This window comes from Ectopseudomonas composti (assembly GCF_900115475.1).
GTDB lineage: Bacteria > Pseudomonadota > Gammaproteobacteria > Pseudomonadales > Pseudomonadaceae > Aquipseudomonas > Aquipseudomonas composti.
The window spans coordinates 287,860-305,765 of the sequence record NZ_FOWP01000005.1 but is presented as its reverse complement, the minus strand read 5'-3'; the positions used below and the strand labels follow the sequence as shown (position 1 = coordinate 305,765).

Below are 17,906 nucleotides of genomic sequence, written 5' to 3'. Positions count from 1 at the left end.
TTATGACAATCGCGTCTTAGCCAACCGAAACGGCCGGCTAAGGTTCACGTCCATGTCCTGATATGTAGGAGCAGTCATGAACACCGTCGCCCTTCGTCAACTGATCGCCCAGGCTCGCCAGCAGGAACGTGGCAGCCAGGCACTCGCTCGATTTCTACAGGCTCAGCTAGATCGCCTGCACCCGTCCATCCGCCTACCCGAGGACGACGCGTCAGGTGCGCTGACCGCCTTCGTCGTCGCCTATATCGAAGAAGTGCCGGACGTGCTTGACGCCGCTGCCGACGTGGCGCGCGAAGCCGGAATCGAGGATGCGGTGAAACCCGTGCTGAAGATCGCCGAGCATTTCTTCCTGCAACCACCGGCCCTGATGGAGGGCCACGAAGGCCTTGAAGGCTTGCTCGATGAAGCCTATCTGGCGCATCGCCTGGTGGAGGAGGTCAACGACCGCTATATCGCCCACCTCGGCCAGACGCTGATCCCGCTGGACACTACGCGCGCCAACCTGATCGCCCATCAGTTGATCGGTGAACCCTTCGCCAACCAACTCGACGAGGCGGTCCATCATGCGCTGGACGGCATGCTTGATGACGCCAGTTTCGACCAGCCCTCGGTACAGGCCTACCGTGAGCGCCTGGCAGCGCCGGATACCGTGACAGCCTGGCGGCGCTGGCCCTGCCTGTCGCAACAGCTGGGCGTGGAGCTGCAGTTCAAGGCGTGATCAGCAGCAGGATCAGGGTCAAGGTCAGCAGCGAGCCAAGGGTAGAGAACAGGATCGCCCGCGACACCAGCGCCGCCTGGCGCTGGTAGTACTCGGCCAGCATGAACGGCCCGGTGCCAGTTGGCAGAGCGCTGAGCAGCAGCGCGGCGTGCGCCCAGAACGGCGGCAGGTCGAGCAGTACGAAAGCGATAAACCAGGTCACCAGTGGTTGCAGCACCAGCTTGAGCGCCACTAACGGCCAGGCGCCCTCGCTTGGTCCGCTTTGGCGCTGCGCCAGGAACAACCCCAGCGACACCAGTGCGCAGGGCACCGTGGCGGCGCCAAGCAAGCGCAGAAATTCGTCCAGCGCCGCGGGCATCTGCACGCCGCCAAACGCCCACGCAGCACCGAGCAGCGGCGCAACCACCAGCGGGTTTTTCAAAAGCGCCATGACCACCTGAACGATGGCGCCGCCCAGGCCCTTCTTGCTCTGCAAGCCCACCTCGATGCACACCACCGCCAGGCCGAACAGCACGCAAACCACCATCAGCGAGGCGATCAGTGCCGGCGCCATACCGTCCTCGCCCAGCACCAGTACGCACAACGGAATGCCGATATAACCGGTATTGGCGTAACCGGCGCTGAGACCATCGATACTGGCGTCGACCAGGCTGCCAGTGGTTTTCCAGCGATACACCAGCGTGACCAGAAACACCGCGAGCATGCCGCCGGTAAAGGCGAGCAGGAAACCGGGCTGCCAGATCTGCGCCCAGTCGGCCTTGGCCGTCAGGCTGAACAGCAAGGCTGGCAGGCCGAGCCAGACCACGAAGCGGTTCATCTCCGATGCCGCGGTCGCGCCCAGGCGATTGGTTCGCCGACAAATGAAGCCAACCAAGATCAGGCCGAAGATCGGCAGCAGCACATTGAGAACGGTGGACATCGAACCACGCCAACGACAGGGGAGGACCGAGCCTAGGGGTGCCAGCCGCTCAGGGCAAGTCATGGGCTGTGATTCGCTGGCGCCCGCTGGCGTCTAGCAGTGACATGCCGGGCAAGCCCGGCGCTGCCGCGAGCCAGAGCATGCAAGCGCTGTTGAACGAAATTCTCGATGAAGTCCGCCCGCTGATCGGTCAGGGCAAGGTGGCCGATTACATCCCGGCGTTAGCCGACGTGCCAGCCAACCAGCTAGGTATTGCGGTGTACAGCAACGACGGCGAGTTGTACTGCGCCGGCGATGCGCACACGTCGTTCTCCGTGCAGAGCATCTCCAAAGTTTTCAGCCTGGTGCAGGCTATCGAACATTCCGGGGAAGACATCTGGCAACGCTTGGGGCACGAGCCTTCCGGTCAGCCGTTCAACTCGCTAGTACAGCTCGAATTCGAACGGGGCAAGCCGCGCAATCCATTCATCAACGCCGGGGCCTTGGTGATCTGCGACATCAACCAATCGCGCTTTGCCGCACCGGTGTTGTCGATGCGCGACTTCGTTCGACGCCTGTCGGGCAACCCCGAAGTGACGGTGGACAACCACGTTGCCGAGTCGGAGTACCAGCACCGGGCACGCAATGCGGCAGCGGCCTACCTGATGCAGTCGTTCGGCAATTTCCATAACGACGTGGAAGCGGTGCTGCGCAGTTACTTCAGTTACTGCGCGCTGCGTATGAGCTGCGCAGATCTGGCGCGGGCGTTCTGTTTTCTGGCCAACGACGGCTTCTGCAAGCACAGCGGCCAGCAGATCCTCAGCGCGCGGCAGAGCAAGCAGGTCAACGCCATCATGGCCACTAGCGGGCTGTACGATGAAGCCGGCAACTTCGCCTATCGCGTCGGCCTGCCGGGTAAGAGCGGCGTGGGCGGCGGGATCATCGCGGTGGTGCCGGGGCAGTTCAGCGTCTGCGTGTGGTCGCCGGAGTTGAACGCAGCGGGCAACTCCCTGGCCGGCATCAAGGCGCTGGAGTTGCTCAGCGAACGCATCGGCTGGTCGGTATTCTGAGGTATGGTCACAGGGTCCGGTGCCATGCTGCGTCGGTGCCCGTTGATCAGCCCTGGAGTGCTTATGTCGTTGCCTGAATACCACATGTTCGCCGGCGCCCCGGCGCCGGTTGCGCCCTTTTCCCACGCCTGCGAAGCCGACGGCTGGGTGTTCATCACCGGTCAGTTGCCCATCGATCCGGGTAATGAGTCCGCGCCCCTGCCCGAGGGCATCGAGGCGCAAACCCACAAGACTTTCGACAATCTTTTGGTGGTCTTGAGAGGCCTGGGTCTGGGCTTGGAAAACGTGGTCTCGGCGCGGGCGTTTCTCACCGATTTCTATGGCGATTACGCGCGCTTCAACGCGGTGTACGCCAGCTACTTCCCCGAAGGCAAACGCCCGGCGCGCACCTGCATCGGCACCACCGGGCTGGCGCGCCATGCCCTGGTGGAAATCGACTTTATCGCGCGCCGGCCGTAACCAGGAATAGCTACAGCAGCTTGCGGTACTGCACGAAGCCCGAACGCTCGCCGATGCGCTCGTACAGCAGCTTGGCCTGGCTGTTGGTTTCATGGGTCAGCCAATGCACCCGCGAGCAGCCGGCGGCACGCGCCTGCTCAACAACATGCTGGATCAACTTGCGCCCAACGCCGCCACTGCGCTCGCCCTTGGCCACGAACAGATCCTGCAGGTAGCAGTAATCGCCGGTGGTCCAGGTCGAGCGGTGAATGACCCAGTGCACCAGGGCGATGGCCCGATCACCGTGCCAGGCCAGGGCAGCGCCCATGGGCTCGGCAGGGTCGAGAAAGCGCTGCCAAGTGACGGCACTGGTGTCGGCTGGAATCTCGGTCATGTAGAAGCGCTGGTAGCCCTGCCATAGCGGCAACCAGGCTTCGTAATCGGCAGCGACTACAGGGCGAATCTCGATGCTCATCGTCCTTCCTCTGTTTGGGCAGGTGGATCAGTCGCTCATCTCACCACAGAGATCACGCGCCAGCCAGTGCTCGACCTCCGCTTGCGGCAAACCGGCGCCGAGCAAGGCGAACAGCTTGCCCAGGGCAGCCTCGCGGGTCATGCCGCCGCAGGACACCAGGCCTACCTCGGCCAGTCGGCTACCGGCCGCATAGACGCCGAACTGCACGTGGCCCTGCGCACACTGGCTGATCGCCGCCAGCACCACGCCACGCTGGTGCGCCTCACGCAGCACGCTCATCAGCTGTTCATCACCGGCCGGGCCGGTGCCGCTGCCGTAGCATTCCAACAGCAAGCCCTGCACGCCGCTGGCCAGCAGGGCTTGCAGATGCCCGGCCTGCACGGCCGGATGCAGCGGCAACACGGCGAGATTGACCGCCTGACGCGGTTGGCGGAAGTCGATACGAGCATCGAGCGTTGCACGCTCTGCCTGACGCTGACGTGGCAACACCTGGAAGGCGTCGAAAGCATCGCTGCGCAACTTCGAGCAACGCGCGCCGTGCAGCAGTTGCCCGTTGAAGTACAGGTGCACGCCAGGCGCGACACCGCGATGCAGCGCACGCATGGCGCCGAACAGATTGGGCCAGGCATCACCGCCAGCGACGCCAGCCGGTTGCATGGCGCCGCTCAGCACCACAGGCACGTCAAGGCCCAGCAGCAGAAAACTCAGCGCCGCAGCACTGTAGGCCAGGGTATCGGTGCCATGCAGCACCAGCACGGCGTCGTGGCCGCCTGTCTGCACTGCAGTGACGATCTCGTCACGTAGCGCCAGCCAGTGGCCGGGGTTCATGTTGGCGCTGTCTATCAGCGGCAGCAGCTCGCGAAAGCACCACTGCGGCAACTCACTGGCGTTCTCGCTGGCCTGCTGAGTGCGCATGCGCGCCTCGAAGCCCGAGGCTGGCGCCAGGCCGTCTGCGCTCATCTGCATGCCGATGGTGCCGCCGGTGTACAGCACCAAGAGTTTTTCTGGGGTCGCCATGGGCTCTCCTCGCATATCACGGGCAAAGGGGGACGATTGCAACGTCGCTTGCCACTGCCCGAAGGATGGCCGCCGGGATGGCAGGCCAAGAAAAAGGGGGCATCGCCCCCTCTTCCCATCTGAGTCAGATCAACGCTGGTAGACGCGATCACCGATTTCCGCCTGGTCGGCGGTTTCAACTGGCTGACTACCCCACACGGCAGGGTCGAGGTCCAGATCAGCGAACTGCTTGGCATCGAGTACCGGCGACTCAACACCTGCCTTGATCTGGCTATCGTAGTCGCGCATCAGGCGCACGCCTACCTTGAACAGCAGGGCCAGGGCAATCAGGTTGCAGATCGCCAGCAGGCCCATGGTCACGTCAGCGAAGGCGAACACGGTACCCAGGTCCTGCACTGAGCCCCACAGCACCAGAACGACTACCAGCACGCGGTAGATCATCACCGGGCCACGCTTCTGGCTGAAGAAACCCAGGGCGTTCTCGCCGAGGTAGTAGTTGTAGATCAGGGTGGTGAAGACGAACAGCAGCAGCGCCAGGCTGATGAAGACGCGGCCCCACTCGCCGACCACGGCGGCAACGGCGCTCTGGGTCAGCACCACACCGGCTTGCTCCATGCCCGGCTGATAGACGCCGGAGAGCAGGATGATCATCGCCGTGCAGCTGCACAGGATCAGGGTGTCGATGAACACGCTGAGCGACTGCACGATGCCCTGCGCGGCCGGGTGCTTGACCTCGGCCACTGCGGCCACGTTCGGCGCGCTGCCCAGACCGGCCTCGTTGGAGAACAGACCGCGTTTGACGCCCATGATGATGGCCGCGCCGATACCGCCGGCAAAGGCCGGCTCAAGGCCGAAGGCGCTCTTGAAGATCAGGGCGAAGGTAGCCGGCACTTCGCTGATGTTCATGCCGATCACCAGCAGCGCCATGCCCAGGTAAGAGAACGCCATCACCGGCACCAGCACGTCGGCGAACTTGGCGATGCGCTTGATGCCACCGAAGATGATCAGGCCGATCACCACGGTCAGGGCAATGCCGCTGGCCAGGGTCGGGATACCGAAGGTGTCATGCAGCGAGCTGGCGACGGTGAAGGACTGCACGGCGTTGAAGCCGAAGCCGAAGGTCACCAGCAGCAGGATCGACACGACGATGCCCAGCCAGCGCTGGCCAAGACCGTGCTGGATGTAGAACGCCGGGCCGCCACGGTAGCCGCCATCGGCCTCGCGACGCTTGTACAGCTGGGCCAGCGAGCACTCGAAATAGCTGGTGGCCATGCCGACCAGGGCCACGACCCACATCCAGAAGATGGCGCCCGGGCCACCGAGCATGATCGCCACAGACACACCGGCGATGTTGCCGGCGCCGACGCGGCCGGCCACCGACAGCATCAGGGCCTGGAACGAACTGAGCTGGCCCGGCTGACGCTGAAATGCTTCGCTGAAGATGCGGAACATGCTGCCGAAGTAGCGGAACTGCACGAAGCGTGAGGCGATGGTGAAGTACAGGCCGAGACCGATCAGCATCACGATCAGCAGCTTGCTCCAGATGAGGTCATTGAGAAGATCGAGCATGGAGGCTTTCTCTCTTGTTGTTTTGAATGGGAAGGCGCCGCGCCGAGCGGATGGCGCAATCTTTGGTCAAGGCTCTGCGTGGAACAATTTCGCAGGTCGCGGCGAGCTGACGCGAGTTGATGCTAGAATCGCGTCATTCGCATCAGCTGGAGCGGCCATATGTCCGATTCCCTCGGCACCAATCTGAAACTGCTCTGCAGCCATTACCGTTCGATTGCCGAGGTATGCCGCAAGCTGTCGATCAACCGTGCGCAGTTCAACCGTTACCTGGCCGGACAGAGCCGACCGACCACGCACAACCTCAAGCGCATTTGCGATTTCTTCGGCGTCGAACCCTTCGAACTGGCCATGCCGGCCGAGCAGTTCGCCCGCCTGATCGGCGCGCGCAGCGGCGATGCGCAACAGCAAAGTGGTAACGATCCGCTGCTGGAGCTGTTCGCCCCGCTACGCCGCCAGGCCAGCCCGATGGAGCGCTACTGCGGCTACTACTTCGAATACTCCAACTGCATGTCAGTGCCGGGGCACGTGCTGCTGTCGCTGGTGCACCTGCGTGAGGAGCGCGGCAATTACCTGTTCGAGCGCCAGGAACGGCAGGAGCGCCAGGAGCCCGCACGCGGCGGCAGCGAGGACTGGGTGCGCTGCCGCTACCTGGGCACGGCGTTGTTCCTGCAGGACCGCCTGTTCCTGGTGGACTACGAGTCGCTCACCGGCAACGAGATGAGCCAGACCATCCTGATCCCCAGCTTCAAGAGCCGCATCATCCGCCTCAACGGCATCAAGACCGGCGTCTCAAGCGGCGACCGCCGCACGCCGGCCTGCACCCGCGTTGTCTGGCAGTACCTGGGCAATGAGATCAACCGGGTCAACGCCTATCGCCAGTTGATGCTCTACGCCCCCGACGACCCGCGCATCGACGACGACATCCGCCAGCGCCTGGGTGGCGCACAGCTGCGTGATGGGTTGTTCGAGATGGAGTGAGGGGCTATTCGCGCAGCGCCTCCAGACGCTGCTTCTGCCGCCCATCCTCATCGAAGTTATCCACCACCAGCCAGCGTTCGAAGGCATCGCGGCGGGCCGGCCATTCCCCGTCGATGATGGCGAACCAGGCGGTATCGCGGTTACGCCCCTTGCGCACCATGTGCTGACGGAACAGTCCTTCCTGGCTGAAGCCAAAGCGCTCGGCGGCGCGCAGCGAGCGGGCGTTGGCCGCGTCGCACTTCCACTCCAGGCGCCGGTAGCCGAGGTCGTCGAAGGCGTGGTGTGCCAACAGATAGATCGCCTCGGTCGCGCCTGGCGTGCGCTGCATCGGCGCGCCGAAGGCGACGTGGCCGATCTCGATGCTGCCGTCCTGCGCGGTGATACGCAGGTAGCTGAACAGCCCCAGGGCGCGAGCGCTGGCCAGGTCGATCACCGCGTAGAACAGCGGGTCGCGACTCTGCGCATTGGCGGCCAGCCAGGCATCGAAAGCGCCGCGCTCGCTGAAGGGGCCGTAGGGCAAATAATCCCAAAGCGCCGGGTCCGGACCCTGCAAGGCGCGCCACAGATCATCGCCATGGCGCCCGGCATCGAGTGCTTCGAGACGCACGAAACGGCCTTGCAGCGTGCGTTGGTCTGGTGTGGGTCGGGGTTGCCAGTGAGTGAGATCACGCGTCATCAGAAGAGCTTCCTGTACTGGATGAAACCGGAGCGGTCGCCGATGCGGTCGTAGAGCATACGCCCCTGGTAGTTGGTTTCCTGGGTCAGCCAATGCACGCGACTGGCGCCGGCAGCACGGGCCTCGGCGTAAACATGCTCGATCAGCGCGCGACCGATGCCGCCACCGCGAATATGCTCGGCGACGAACAGGTCCTGCAGGTAGCAGTAGTCGCCGCTCGTCCAGCAACTGCGGTGATAGATGAAGTGCACCAAACCGACCGCCTCGCCGTCCTGCCAGGCCAGCGCCGCCTGCATGGGCTCGGCCGGGTCGAGAAAACGCTGCCAGGTGAGGGCGCTGGTCTCGGCCGGGATCTCGGCCTGGTAGAAGCGCTGGTAACCCTGCCAGAGCGGCAGCCAGACAGCATGATCGGCAGCGGTGATGGGGCGGATATCGAGCATGATGGCCTTCCTTTGGTGGTCAGTCGGTGGGGTTCATCTGCGCCGCCAGCTCGTGGTCGCGCGGGTTGGCGGACGTCGCCAGGCCGGCGCGAACACCGGCCTGGTCGCGGGTCGAGCGGTTCTGGCTGAGCTTCCATTTGCCTTCGAGTCGGCGAATCGGCAGGGCGAAACCGACGATGGCGCGCAGCATGGACTCGATGTAGTCACGCGGCGCATCGTCGACGGCCCAGGGCTGCGCACGGCCCTGCTCATGGCGGTCGCTGAGGCGGCTGACCAGTTGCAGCAGACGCTCGGGCTCGTCGAACACTTCGGCCCGACCCCAGGCATGCACGGCGATGTAGTTCCAGGTCGGCACCACCTTGCCGTGCTCGGCCTTGGCCGGGTACCAGCCGGGATGCACATAGGCGTCCGCGCCGCTGAACACCACCAGGGCCTCGGCGCCGCTGGCCAGGTCGCGCCAGTGCGGGTTGGCCCGGGCGAAGTGGCCGTACAGGGTGCCGAACTCGCCCTCGTCAGGCGCCAGCAGCAGCGGCAGATGACTGGCCTGCAGGCCCTGCGCGCCGCTGCTGGTCACGATGGCCAGACCGTTGGCCTGAATCTGCGCGTGCAGAGTGGGCAGGTCGTCCTGACGAAAGGCAGCGGGGCAGTACATGAGGGTTTCTCCTGGCGTGATGGGGTCATGCTAGGCAGGATATTGGCCTGACGTAAGATCCATTCCCGACGATTTTCATGGAGCCAATCGACGATCATGAATCGCGCGCCTGCCTTGCCGTTCGACCTTTCCGGCATTCGCCTGCAGCCCGGCCAGGGCCTGGCACGCCAGCTCTACCAGGCCTTACGCGAACGCATCCTCGACGGCCGCCTGGCGGGCGGCACACGTCTGCCGGCCAGCCGCGAGCTGGCCGCGCTGCTGGGCATTTCGCGCAATACCGTGACCCGCGCGTTGGACCAGTTGTACGCCGAGGGCTACGTAGCCGGGCGGGTCGGCGATGGCACCTACATCGCCGAACTGCCGCGTAGCCGGCCTGCCGCCGCCACTGCGGTCACTCCAGCAGCGGCCAGCCCAGCCCTGCAGCTGTTGCAGAATCACCATCTGGCCATGCCCGCCAAAGGTGCACCGCGCGCTTTTCGCATCGGTGTACCGGCCTTCGATCTGTTCCCCTTCGAGACCTGGGCGCGCCTGCAGGCGCGCTTCTGGCGCAAACCCTCGCCGGCCCGGCTGGGTTATGGCGACCCCGCCGGTGACATACAACTGCGCGAGCTGATCGCTGCTTACCTGCGCAGCAGCCGCGGCCTGACCTGCGAGGCGACGCAGGTGCTGATCACCTGCGGCTCGCAGCAGGCCATCAGCCTCTGCGCTCAATTGCTGGTGCAGCCCGGCGCGCGGGTGGCGCTGGAAAACCCCGGCTACCGCGCGGCGGGCCATGCCTTTGCGGTGGCCGGCGCGCAGCTGTGCGGTATCGCGGTGGACGGCGACGGCCTGGACGTCGCCGCCCTGCAACGCCTGAACGATTGCCGGCTGGCCTATGTCACACCCGCACACCAGTACCCCAGGGGTGACCCTGTCGCTGCAACGGCGCCTGGCGCTACTGGAATGGGCCAAACGCGTGAACGGCTGGATCATCGAGGACGACTACGACGGCGAGTACCGCTACAGCGGCACGCCGCTCGCGCCTCTGGCGGCGCTGGACGAGCAGCAGCGGGTGATCTACATCGGCACCTTCGGCAAGCTCGCCTTTCCTGCATTGCGCCTGGGCTACCTGGTGCTGCCACCCGCGCTGGCGGAGAGCTTCGCCCGGCGCCAGGCACTGGAGATGCGTCATTCGGAGGTCGGTACCCAAGCGGTGATGGCCGAGTTCATCGCCGCCGGGCACTTCCAGCGCCATGTGCGGCGCATGCGCCAGGCCGCGCGCAGCCGGCGCGACGCCTTGCTCGCGGCCTGGCCGGCGGCGATTCCCGGCTGCTCGCCATTGCCGACCGTGGAAGCCGGCCTGCACCTGAGCATCAAGGTCGAGAGTCTTGCGCGGGAACGTGAGCTTATCGCCGCCGCACGTGCAGCCGGCATCGAGATGAACCCCCTGAGCGATTACTGGTTGCCAGGCAGCGAGACGGCTGAGGACGCCCGCGCCGGACTGGTGCTGGGTTTTGCTGCGGTGCCCGAGGCGCAGATCGTCGAGGCCGTGCAGACGCTGCGCCGAGCGTGGAAACTTTGATGCGGGCCAACCGGCGGTGCGCGCGGCGCACCCTACGGCAGCCACCCTTGAATGGCAGCAGCTTTTGACGTCGCTTGCGACGGCCCGAAGGGTGGCCGCCAGGGATGGCAGGCCACAAAAAAAGGGATGGCCGAGGCCATCCCTGAAGGGTGAGGCTGGTGAGGCCTCCTATGAAAACGAATGCGCCAGGCTGTGGATAACCCGGCGCGCGGCACTCAGGCTGCGTTGTCGCTGTTGTAGATCTCGCGATCCAGTTCCTTCTCACTGCTGCCCACCAGGGTGGTGGTCATCAGGTCGCCGGCGACGTTCACGGTGGTGCGCGCCATGTCGAGGATGCGGTCGATACCGGCGATCAGCGCCACGCCTTCCAGCGGCAGGCCAACCGAAGTCAGCACCAGGCCGAGCATGATCAGGCCGGCGCCGGGCACGCCGGCGGTGCCGACCGAGGCCAGGGTGGCGGTGAGGATGATCATCAGGTACTGCCCGGCATTCAGGTCGATGCCGAAGGCCTGGGCGATGAACAGCGCCAGCACGCCCTGGTAGATCGCGGTGCCGTCCATGTTGATGGTCGCGCCCACCGGCAGCACGAAGCCGGCCACACCCTGCGACACGCCGAGGTTCTTGCGCGCGCACTCGATGGACACCGGCAAGGTGCCGGAACTGCTCGAGGTACTGAAAGCCACCGCCAGCGCCGGAGCGATACCACGAAAGAAACGCAGCGGGCTGAGGCGCGCCAGGCCGCCGATCAGGCCACCGTAGATCAGCAACATGTGGGCGATGCTGGCCAGGTAGATCACGCCGATCACACCGGCCAGCGGCAGCAGCACCTCGATGCCATGGGAGGCAACTACGCCGGCGATCAGCGCGAACACGCCGATGGGGGCGAAGCGCATCACCAGGTCGGTGAGCTTGTAGAACACTTCTGCCAGGCTGTCGAAGAGACGCACCACCGGCGCGGCCTTTTCGCCAACCAGATTCATGCTCACGCCCAGGGCAATGGCGAAGACGATGATCTGCAGAATGTTGCCTTCGGCGAAGGCGGTCACCGGATTGGTCGGCACCAGTCCCACCAGAATCTGCACCAGCGAAGGCGCCTGCTTGGCCTCTTCGCTGCCGCTGGCGACCATGTTCATGCCTTCACCAGGGCTGAACAGGGTGCCGAACGCCAGGCCGATGCTCACTGCAAAGGCGGTGGTGATCAGGTAGATGGCGATGGTCTTGACGCTGATGCGGCCAAGCTTGGCGCTGTCGCTCATGGCGGTGATACCGGCCACCAGGGACACGAACACCAGCGGCACGATAAGCATCTTGATCGCATTGAGAAACAGCGCGCCGATCGGCGCCAGCGCCAGGGCGACGCTCTTGAACAGCATGCCGACGACCACGCCGAGCACCAGGCCGACGAGAATCTGCTGCCACAACGGCACGCGCGCAAGGAAAGAAGGAGAAGCGGTGTTGCTCTGACTCATGTGGTTATCACCCGAATTGTCATTTTTGTGGGGCCGTCTGCGCGGCCTTGAGCGGTACCACCCGGCAGGCTAGGGCGGAAATAAACGCGCCGCACTCGGATGAGGGCGGCGCGGGTTTTGCCAGTTGGATCAGCCCTGCAGTGGAACCAGGCGCGGGGCGATCATGTTCTCGGGACGCAGGATGTCGGCCAGGGTGGCCTCATCCAGTAGCTGCTCCTCGCGTACCAGCTCCAGCACGCCGCGCCCACTTTCCAGAGCGACCTTGGCGATGCGGGTGGCGTTCTCGTAACCGATGTAGGGGTTGAGCGCGGTGATCAGACCGATGGAGTTTTCCATCAGTTCACGGCAGCGCTCTTCGTTGGCCGTGATGCCGTCGATGCACAGCTCACGCAGCATATCCATGGCGCGGGTCAGCAGGCGGATCGAGTCGAAGATCTTGTAAGCGATCAGCGGCTCCATCACGTTCAGCTGCAGTTGGCCGCCTTCGGCTGCCATGGTCAGCGCCAGGTCGTTGCCGATCACTTCGAAGGCCACCTGATTGACCGCCTCGGGGATCACCGGGTTGACCTTGCCTGGCATGATCGAACTACCCGGCTGACGCGCCGGCAGGTTGATCTCGTTGATGCCGGTACGCGGGCCGCTGGAAAGCAGGCGCAGGTCGTTGCAGATCTTCGACAGTTTGACCGCGGTGCGCTTGAGCATGCCGGAGAACAGCACGAAGGCGCCCATGTCACTGGTGGCCTCGATCAGGTCGGCAGCCGGGGTCAGCGGGTGACCGCTGATGATGGCCAGACGCTTGACCGCCAAGGCCTGGTATTTCGGGTCGGCGTTGATGCCGGTGCCGATGGCGGTGCCGCCCAGGTTGACCTCGGTGAGCAGGGTCGGCGCCAGCAGTTTCAGGTGCTGCAGGTCTTCGCCGAGGGTGGTGGCGAAGGCGCGGAACTCCTGGCCGAGGGTCATCGGCACGGCGTCCTGCAGTTGGGTGCGGCCCATCTTCAACACGTGACCGAACTCCAGGCCCTTGGCCGCGAACGACTGAATCAGTTTATGCAGCGCGTTCAGCAGGCTCTCGTGACCGAGCAGCAGACCGAGACGAATGGCGGTCGGGTAGGCGTCGTTGGTCGACTGCGCCATGTTCACGTCGTTGTTCGGGTGCAGGTGCTGGTACTGGCCCTTCTCATGCCCCATGGCCTCCAGGGCGATGTTGGCGATCACCTCGTTGGCGTTCATGTTGGTCGAGGTGCCGGCGCCGCCCTGGATCATGTCGACCACGAACTGGTCGTGGAACTCACCCTGAATGATGCGTGCACAGGCGGTGCTGATAGCGGTGTGCTTGGCCGCGCTCAGGTGGCCCAGCTCGCGGTTGGCATCCGCCGAGGCCTGCTTGACCATGGCCAGGCCGATCACCAGCTTCGGGTAGTGCGACAGCGGCACACCGGACAGGCGGAAGTTCTGCACGGCGCGCAGGGTCTGGATGCCGTAGTAGGCATCAGCGGGGACTTCGAGGGTGCCGAGCAGGTCTTTTTCGACGCGAACAGATGCAGCAGAGGACATGATAGCGATGGCTCTTGGGAAGTACGGCGAGTGCCGCGATGCCCATAGAATAGGGGCTCCAATCGTCTCGCTACCAATGCCGTTGCTTGCTGCCCTATGCATGATCGGCATAATGTGAATGTGACTGCGAGATAGCGGCAAACGTAGAGTGGGTTAGCCGCATGCTGCCATTGCCGAATATCACGTCGTTCGAGACGCGGCGTACCCACCATCGGCGCAACGATGATCCATCACCTGGTGGGTTACGCGACGCACCACGACAGCTGCGTCTGCCGAACCGAGTTCAGCGTCGCTAACCCACCCTACGCCTCGTGCAAGCCTCGGGAGCCTGCAATGAACCTGGAAACCAAATGGCTGGAAGACTTCGTTGCCCTGGCCGGCACCCGCAGCTTTTCCCAGGCCGCGGAAAAGCGCTTCGTCACCCAGCCGGCGTTCAGCCGGCGCATCCGCAGCCTGGAGGGCATGCTCGGCCTGACCCTGGTCGACCGCTCCTGCACGCCCGTCGAACTCACCGAGGCCGGCCGGCTGTTTCTGGTCACCGCGCGCAGCCTGGTCGAACAGCTTGGCGAAGTGGTGCGCCACCTGCACAACCTGGAAGGTCAGCAGGGCGAAATGCTGTCGATTGCCGCCGCTCACTCGCTGACCCTGGGCTTCTTCCCCGAGTGGATCGCCCGCCTGCGCCGCGAAGGCCTGCCACTGACCACACGACTGGTAGCGACCAACGTCGGCGAAGCGGTGCACTCTTTGCGTGAAGGCGCCTGCGACCTGATCCTCGCCTACTACGACCCCGACGCGGCGCTGCAGATGGACCCGGCGATCTTCCCCTCGCTGCACCTGGGCGCCACCTCGATGTTGCCGGTGTGCGCGGTGAACGAGTCCGGCGCGCCGCTGTACGACCTCGACAATGGCCAGAGTGTGCCGCTGCTGGCCTACAGCGCCGGCGCCTTTCTCGGGCGTTCGGTCAACCTGCTGCTGCGCCAGCGCGCGCTGCGCTCGACCACGGTGTACGAAACCGCCATGGCCGACAGCCTGAAGAGCATGGCCCTGCAGGGCATGGGCGTGGCCTGGGTGCCACGCCTGTCCGTCACCGCCGAACTGGCCCGTGGCGAACTAGCCATCTGCGGCGGCGAACACTGGCAGATCCCGCTGGAAATCCGCCTGTACCGCTGCGCCCTGGTGCGCAAGGCCGCGGTGCGTTTGCTGTGGCGCAAGTTGGAGACGGGGGAAGTGGGTGGCTGAGCTTTCGGGCAGGGTGCGCTGCGCGCACCGGCTTTCGCAGGACAAAGATATTCGCGGCTGAAGCCGCTCCTCCAGAAAACTGCAAAGCCTGTAGGAGCGGCTTCAGCCGCGAGCCGTTAGTGACAAATCACTTGCCCGACTTGATCGACGTCCACGCCCGCGTACGCACGCGCTCGATCTTCTGCGGCAGTGGCTGCACCACGTACAGCGACTTCTGCATTTCCGGGGTCGGCGTCAGGTCCTGGTCGGCCGCAATTTCCTTGCTTACTAGCTGCATGCCCGGCACGTTCGGGTTGGGGTAGCCGAGGAAGTCGCTGATCGGCGCGATCACCTTGGGTTCGAGCAGGTGGTTGATGAAGGCGTGGGCTTCGTCCGAATTCTTGGCGCTCTTGGGAATGGCCCAGGTGTCGAACCAGATCGGCGCGCCTTCCTTGGGTAGACGCCAGCTGATCTTCACGCCGTTACCGGCTTCCTTGGCGCGGTTGGCGAACTGGTAGAAGCTGCCCGAATAACCGATGGCCACGCAGATGTCGCCGTTGGCGATGTCGGTCATGTACTTGGCGGAGTGAAAGTAGGCCACGTAAGGGCGCACTTTCAGCAGCAGTTCGGTGACCTTTTCGTAGTCGGCCGGATTGCTGCTGTTAGGGTCAAGGCCCAGGTAGTGCAGGGCGATGGGGATGATCTCGCTGGGCGAATCGAGCATGGCCACGCCGCAGGACTTCAGCTTTTCCATGTACTCGGGCTTGAACACCAGATCCCAGCTGTTGACCGGCGCATCTTCGCCGAGCGCGGCCTTGACCTTGTCCGGGTTGTAGCCGATCAGCACGGTGCCGTACATGTAGGGCACGCCGTACTGGTTGCCCGGGTCGTTCTTCTCCAGCAGCTTGAGCAGCGCCGGATCGAGGTTCTTCCAGTTGGGGATTTTCGACTTGTCCAGCGGGGCGAACACGCCGGCCTTGACCTGGGTTTCGAGGAACTGGTTGGACGGAATCACCAGGTCATAGCCGGAGTTGCCGGTGAGCAGCTTGGCCTCCAGTGCCTCGTTGGTCTCGAAGGTGTCCCAGGTGATCTGGATGCCGGACTCCTTCTGGAAGTCCTTGGGCACCGACGGCAGGATGTAGTCCGCCCAGTTGTATACGCGCAGTTCCTTGGCCTGCACCGCGCCGCTGAGCAGGGTGGCGCCGCACAGGGCGGCGCCGAGCATCTGTTTTATGGCTTTCATCGTTCTAGCACCCCTGAAATATTGCTCTTGTTTGGCAGATTTCTGATTGCTGAAGAGGCGCCTCTCAGGCGCCCTCGAACCCTTCCAGTACGTTGACCGCGTTGACGCCGATGGCCTCCACCGCGTAGCCGCCTTCCATGATGAACAGCGTCGGCAAGCCCAGCGCGGCTATACGCCGGCCCATGGTCAGGTAGTCCGGGCTGTCGAGTTTGAACTGCGAGATCGGGTCTTCCATGTAGGTGTCCACGCCCAGCGACACCACCAGCACCTCGGCGCCGTATTCGGCGATGCGTTGGCAGGCCTGCTCCAGTGCGGAACTCCAGGCGTCCCAGGAGCTGCCCATGGGCAACGGGTAGTTGAAGTTGTAGCCCTCGCCGGCACCCTCGCCCAGTTCATCGGCATAGCCGAGGAAGAACGGAAATTCCTCGGCCGGGTCGCCGTGGATCGAGGCGAACAGCACGTCACTGCGCTGGTAGAAGATGTCCTGGGTGCCGTTGCCGTGGTGGTAGTCGACATCGAGGATGGCGACTTTCTTGCGGCCTTGGTCAAGGAAGGCCTGGGCGGCGATGGCGGCGTTGTTCAGGTAGCAGTAGCCGCCCATCACGTCGCCGGCGGCGTGGTGACCTGGCGGACGGCACAGGGCAAACGCGCTGTGCGCGCCATTGGCGATCTCCTGCTGGGCACTCAGTGCCACCTGGGCGGCGCTGTAGGCCGCCTGCCAGGTGCCGGCGGTGATCGGTGCGCCACCGTCGAAACTGTAGTAGCCGAGCTGGCCGTGCAGGTCGTTGGGGATCATCCGCCGCAGGGTGCGCGCCGGCCAGGTGAACGGCAGCAGGTCGCCCTGGCCGCCCTGTTCCTGCCAGCGCGCCCAAGCGCCCTGGAAGAACTCCAGATAGGCCTTGCTGTGGATGCGTTCGATGGGCGCCAGGCCGAAATCCTTCGGCACACGGACATCGCCGAGCTGGCGATTGTTCACACGGGCCAAGATATGGTCGACGCGCTGCGGCTTTTCGAAGCAGGGCATCAGTTGCCCGTCGATCAGCTCGCATTTGCCGTGGTGCAGGTGGTGGTCGTCGCTGTAGTAGGTGAGCATGCAAAGCGCTCCAGGCTCGTTGTTGTGCCTGCATTGTTCGCCTGCGCAACCTGAATCGAGAACGCTGACAACGGCCAAAAGGGGATCGAAATGGCCAAATTGCGCTGCCAGCCGGATGCTCGCGGGCAAGATGTAACGGGGTGTGAGCCTTAAGTTTTCGTTAAGCCTGCGCGTCGAAGGTGGCAGCTCCAACCCCATCTGGAGTCCTACCATGCGTCGTCTACTGCTCGTTCCCGCCTTGCTGGTCTGCACTGCGCCGGCCTTCGCCAAGACCGAATGCACGACCGCCGACCGCTCCACCTGGCAAGACCCCGACCAGTTCCAGGCCAAGCTCGCGGCCGATGGCTACAAGATCAACAAATTCAAGGTCACCGAAGGCAACTGCTACGAGATCTACGGTTTCGACAAGGACGGCCGCAAGGTCGAGATCTACCACGACCCAGTCAGCGGCAAGGCCGTGAAGACCGAGATCGAAGACTGAGCACAGCCCGGCGCCGGCCCTGGCGGTCGGTGCCCCGTCACGAGAGCCCCGCCATGCCCCTTTTAGCCCGAACCACTCTGGGCAGCTTGCTGATGCTTGGCGCCGCGCCGCTGCTGGCCGACACCGATTGTGCCCGCCCCGACCGCAGCACCTGGATGCCCGAGTCGCAGTTCCGTGAGCAGATGAAGCACCAGGGCGTGCAGATCACCAAGTTTCGTATCACTCCCGGCCACTGCTACGAGATCTACGGCTTCGACGCCGCCGGTCGCAAGCTGGAGGTCTACTACGACCCGGTCGACGCACGCCCGGTAGAAGAAGTCGCCAGCTCCGGCCTATCGGCTCCCGACCATCCCTGA

18 protein-coding genes and 1 pseudogene are annotated in these 17,906 nt (G+C 64.4%); 8 read left to right on the top strand and 11 right to left on the bottom strand.

Going from position 1 to position 17,906, the window contains the following annotated elements; genetic code table 11:
* The first annotated feature begins 76 nt into the window (after window positions 1-76).
* Window positions 77-718: a hypothetical protein gene (locus BM059_RS11885; RefSeq protein WP_074938840.1), complete on the top strand. Its 642-nt coding sequence runs from the start codon at window positions 77-79 to the stop codon at window positions 716-718.
* Here the strand turns inward: BM059_RS11885 and BM059_RS11880 are convergent.
* Window positions 708-1,637, bottom strand: a complete 930-nt coding sequence (locus BM059_RS11880; protein WP_037002212.1) for an AEC family transporter — start codon at window positions 1,635-1,637, stop codon at window positions 708-710. The two genes, BM059_RS11885 and BM059_RS11880, sit on opposite strands and share 11 nt — an antisense overlap.
* A 140-nt stretch (window positions 1,638-1,777) precedes the next feature.
* Between BM059_RS11880 and glsB the strand changes: the two genes are divergently transcribed.
* Both glsB and BM059_RS11870 read left to right on the top strand, forming a co-directional pair.
* Window positions 1,778-2,686, top strand: a complete 909-nt coding sequence (gene glsB / locus BM059_RS11875; RefSeq protein ID WP_074938989.1) for a glutaminase B — start codon at window positions 1,778-1,780, stop codon at window positions 2,684-2,686.
* Window positions 2,687-2,749: 63 nt separating this feature from the next.
* A complete protein-coding gene (locus BM059_RS11870; protein ID WP_074938838.1) occupies window positions 2,750-3,145 on the top strand; it encodes a RidA family protein in 396 nt (131 codons plus the stop codon).
* A 10-nt stretch (window positions 3,146-3,155) separates the two neighbouring features.
* Here BM059_RS11870 and BM059_RS11865 read toward each other — a convergent pair whose 3' ends face one another.
* The 3 genes from BM059_RS11865 to BM059_RS11855 all read right to left on the bottom strand — a co-directional run bounded on the left by BM059_RS11865 (window position 3,156) and on the right by BM059_RS11855 (window position 6,185).
* Window positions 3,156-3,599, bottom strand: coding sequence for a GNAT family N-acetyltransferase (locus BM059_RS11865; protein WP_074938837.1), 444 nt, complete (start codon window positions 3,597-3,599; stop codon window positions 3,156-3,158).
* A gap of 27 nt (window positions 3,600-3,626) precedes the next feature.
* Entirely contained in the window at window positions 3,627-4,616 is a 990-nt protein-coding gene (locus BM059_RS11860; protein WP_037002197.1) for an asparaginase, read from the bottom strand.
* Between the two features lie 129 nt (window positions 4,617-4,745).
* On the bottom strand, window positions 4,746-6,185 hold the full coding sequence (locus tag BM059_RS11855; protein WP_037002195.1) for an alanine/glycine:cation symporter family protein: 1,440 nt from the start codon (window positions 6,183-6,185) through the stop codon (window positions 4,746-4,748).
* Window positions 6,186-6,344: 159 nt separating this feature from the next.
* Between BM059_RS11855 and BM059_RS11850 the strand changes: the two genes are divergently transcribed.
* Window positions 6,345-7,163, top strand: coding sequence for a helix-turn-helix domain-containing protein (locus BM059_RS11850; protein WP_037002193.1), 819 nt, complete (start codon window positions 6,345-6,347; stop codon window positions 7,161-7,163).
* Between the two features lie 4 nt (window positions 7,164-7,167).
* Here BM059_RS11850 and BM059_RS11845 read toward each other — a convergent pair whose 3' ends face one another.
* The 3 genes from BM059_RS11845 to BM059_RS11835 are packed head-to-tail and all read right to left on the bottom strand — an operon-like array spanning window position 7,168 to window position 8,931.
* The gene (locus BM059_RS11845; RefSeq protein ID WP_074938835.1) at window positions 7,168-7,839 is read right to left on the bottom strand and encodes a GNAT family N-acetyltransferase; all 672 of its coding nucleotides are present in this window, start codon (window positions 7,837-7,839) and stop codon (window positions 7,168-7,170) included.
* Complete coding sequence (locus BM059_RS11840; protein ID WP_074938833.1) at window positions 7,839-8,279, bottom strand: GNAT family N-acetyltransferase; 441 nt, start codon at window positions 8,277-8,279, stop codon at window positions 7,839-7,841. Before BM059_RS11840 ends, BM059_RS11845 begins: the two co-directional genes overlap by 1 nt.
* A gap of 19 nt (window positions 8,280-8,298) precedes the next feature.
* Window positions 8,299-8,931, bottom strand: coding sequence for an FMN-binding negative transcriptional regulator (locus BM059_RS11835; RefSeq protein ID WP_074938831.1), 633 nt, complete (start codon window positions 8,929-8,931; stop codon window positions 8,299-8,301).
* A gap of 96 nt (window positions 8,932-9,027) precedes the next feature.
* Here BM059_RS11835 and pdxR point away from each other — a divergent pair.
* Window positions 9,028-10,492: pseudogene (gene pdxR / locus BM059_RS11830) on the top strand (MocR-like pyridoxine biosynthesis transcription factor PdxR).
* Window positions 10,493-10,707: 215 nt separating this feature from the next.
* Here pdxR and BM059_RS11825 read toward each other — a convergent pair.
* Window positions 10,708-11,961, bottom strand: a complete 1,254-nt coding sequence (locus tag BM059_RS11825) for a dicarboxylate/amino acid:cation symporter (protein ID WP_074938829.1) — start codon at window positions 11,959-11,961, stop codon at window positions 10,708-10,710.
* A gap of 129 nt (window positions 11,962-12,090) precedes the next feature.
* A complete protein-coding gene (aspA, locus tag BM059_RS11820) occupies window positions 12,091-13,515 on the bottom strand; it encodes an aspartate ammonia-lyase (protein ID WP_037002181.1) in 1,425 nt (474 codons plus the stop codon).
* Between the two features lie 333 nt (window positions 13,516-13,848).
* Here aspA and BM059_RS11815 point away from each other — a divergent pair, with 333 nt between their 5' ends.
* Complete coding sequence (locus tag BM059_RS11815) at window positions 13,849-14,754, top strand: LysR substrate-binding domain-containing protein (protein ID WP_074938827.1); 906 nt, start codon at window positions 13,849-13,851, stop codon at window positions 14,752-14,754.
* 127 nt (window positions 14,755-14,881) lie between these two features.
* On the opposite strand, the gene BM059_RS11810 is transcribed toward BM059_RS11815, so the two are convergent.
* Together BM059_RS11810 and BM059_RS11805 are read right to left on the bottom strand one after the other, a co-directional pair.
* Window positions 14,882-15,976 (bottom strand): polyamine ABC transporter substrate-binding protein, encoded by a 1,095-nt coding sequence (locus tag BM059_RS11810; protein WP_074938826.1) that lies wholly within the window; start codon window positions 15,974-15,976, stop codon window positions 14,882-14,884.
* 64 nt (window positions 15,977-16,040) lie between these two features.
* Window positions 16,041-17,069 (bottom strand): histone deacetylase family protein, encoded by a 1,029-nt coding sequence (locus BM059_RS11805; RefSeq protein ID WP_074938824.1) that lies wholly within the window; start codon window positions 17,067-17,069, stop codon window positions 16,041-16,043.
* A 211-nt stretch (window positions 17,070-17,280) separates the two neighbouring features.
* Here BM059_RS11805 and BM059_RS11800 point away from each other — a divergent pair, with 211 nt between their 5' ends.
* Window positions 17,281-17,550 (top strand): PepSY domain-containing protein, encoded by a 270-nt coding sequence (locus tag BM059_RS11800; RefSeq protein ID WP_037002177.1) that lies wholly within the window; start codon window positions 17,281-17,283, stop codon window positions 17,548-17,550.
* Window positions 17,551-17,603: 53 nt separating this feature from the next.
* The gene (locus tag BM059_RS11795; protein ID WP_074938822.1) at window positions 17,604-17,906 is read left to right on the top strand and encodes a PepSY domain-containing protein; all 303 of its coding nucleotides are present in this window, start codon (window positions 17,604-17,606) and stop codon (window positions 17,904-17,906) included.

Coding starts and splice junctions, on each gene's coding strand:
- BM059_RS11885 (WP_074938840.1), top strand. CDS start 77: ATGAACACCGTCGCCCTTCGTCAACTGATCGCCCAGGCTCGCCAGCAG.
- BM059_RS11880 (WP_037002212.1), bottom strand. CDS start 1,637: ATGTCCACCGTTCTCAATGTGCTGCTGCCGATCTTCGGCCTGATCTTG.
- glsB (WP_074938989.1), top strand. CDS start 1,778: ATGCAAGCGCTGTTGAACGAAATTCTCGATGAAGTCCGCCCGCTGATC.
- BM059_RS11870 (WP_074938838.1), top strand. CDS start 2,750: ATGTCGTTGCCTGAATACCACATGTTCGCCGGCGCCCCGGCGCCGGTT.
- BM059_RS11865 (WP_074938837.1), bottom strand. CDS start 3,599: ATGAGCATCGAGATTCGCCCTGTAGTCGCTGCCGATTACGAAGCCTGG.
- BM059_RS11860 (WP_037002197.1), bottom strand. CDS start 4,616: ATGGCGACCCCAGAAAAACTCTTGGTGCTGTACACCGGCGGCACCATC.
- BM059_RS11855 (WP_037002195.1), bottom strand. CDS start 6,185: ATGCTCGATCTTCTCAATGACCTCATCTGGAGCAAGCTGCTGATCGTG.
- BM059_RS11850 (WP_037002193.1), top strand. CDS start 6,345: ATGTCCGATTCCCTCGGCACCAATCTGAAACTGCTCTGCAGCCATTAC.
- BM059_RS11845 (WP_074938835.1), bottom strand. CDS start 7,839: ATGACGCGTGATCTCACTCACTGGCAACCCCGACCCACACCAGACCAA.
- BM059_RS11840 (WP_074938833.1), bottom strand. CDS start 8,279: ATGCTCGATATCCGCCCCATCACCGCTGCCGATCATGCTGTCTGGCTG.
- BM059_RS11835 (WP_074938831.1), bottom strand. CDS start 8,931: ATGTACTGCCCCGCTGCCTTTCGTCAGGACGACCTGCCCACTCTGCAC.
- BM059_RS11825 (WP_074938829.1), bottom strand. CDS start 11,961: ATGAGTCAGAGCAACACCGCTTCTCCTTCTTTCCTTGCGCGCGTGCCG.
- aspA (WP_037002181.1), bottom strand. CDS start 13,515: ATGTCCTCTGCTGCATCTGTTCGCGTCGAAAAAGACCTGCTCGGCACC.
- BM059_RS11815 (WP_074938827.1), top strand. CDS start 13,849: ATGAACCTGGAAACCAAATGGCTGGAAGACTTCGTTGCCCTGGCCGGC.
- BM059_RS11810 (WP_074938826.1), bottom strand. CDS start 15,976: ATGAAAGCCATAAAACAGATGCTCGGCGCCGCCCTGTGCGGCGCCACC.
- BM059_RS11805 (WP_074938824.1), bottom strand. CDS start 17,069: ATGCTCACCTACTACAGCGACGACCACCACCTGCACCACGGCAAATGC.
- BM059_RS11800 (WP_037002177.1), top strand. CDS start 17,281: ATGCGTCGTCTACTGCTCGTTCCCGCCTTGCTGGTCTGCACTGCGCCG.
- BM059_RS11795 (WP_074938822.1), top strand. CDS start 17,604: ATGCCCCTTTTAGCCCGAACCACTCTGGGCAGCTTGCTGATGCTTGGC.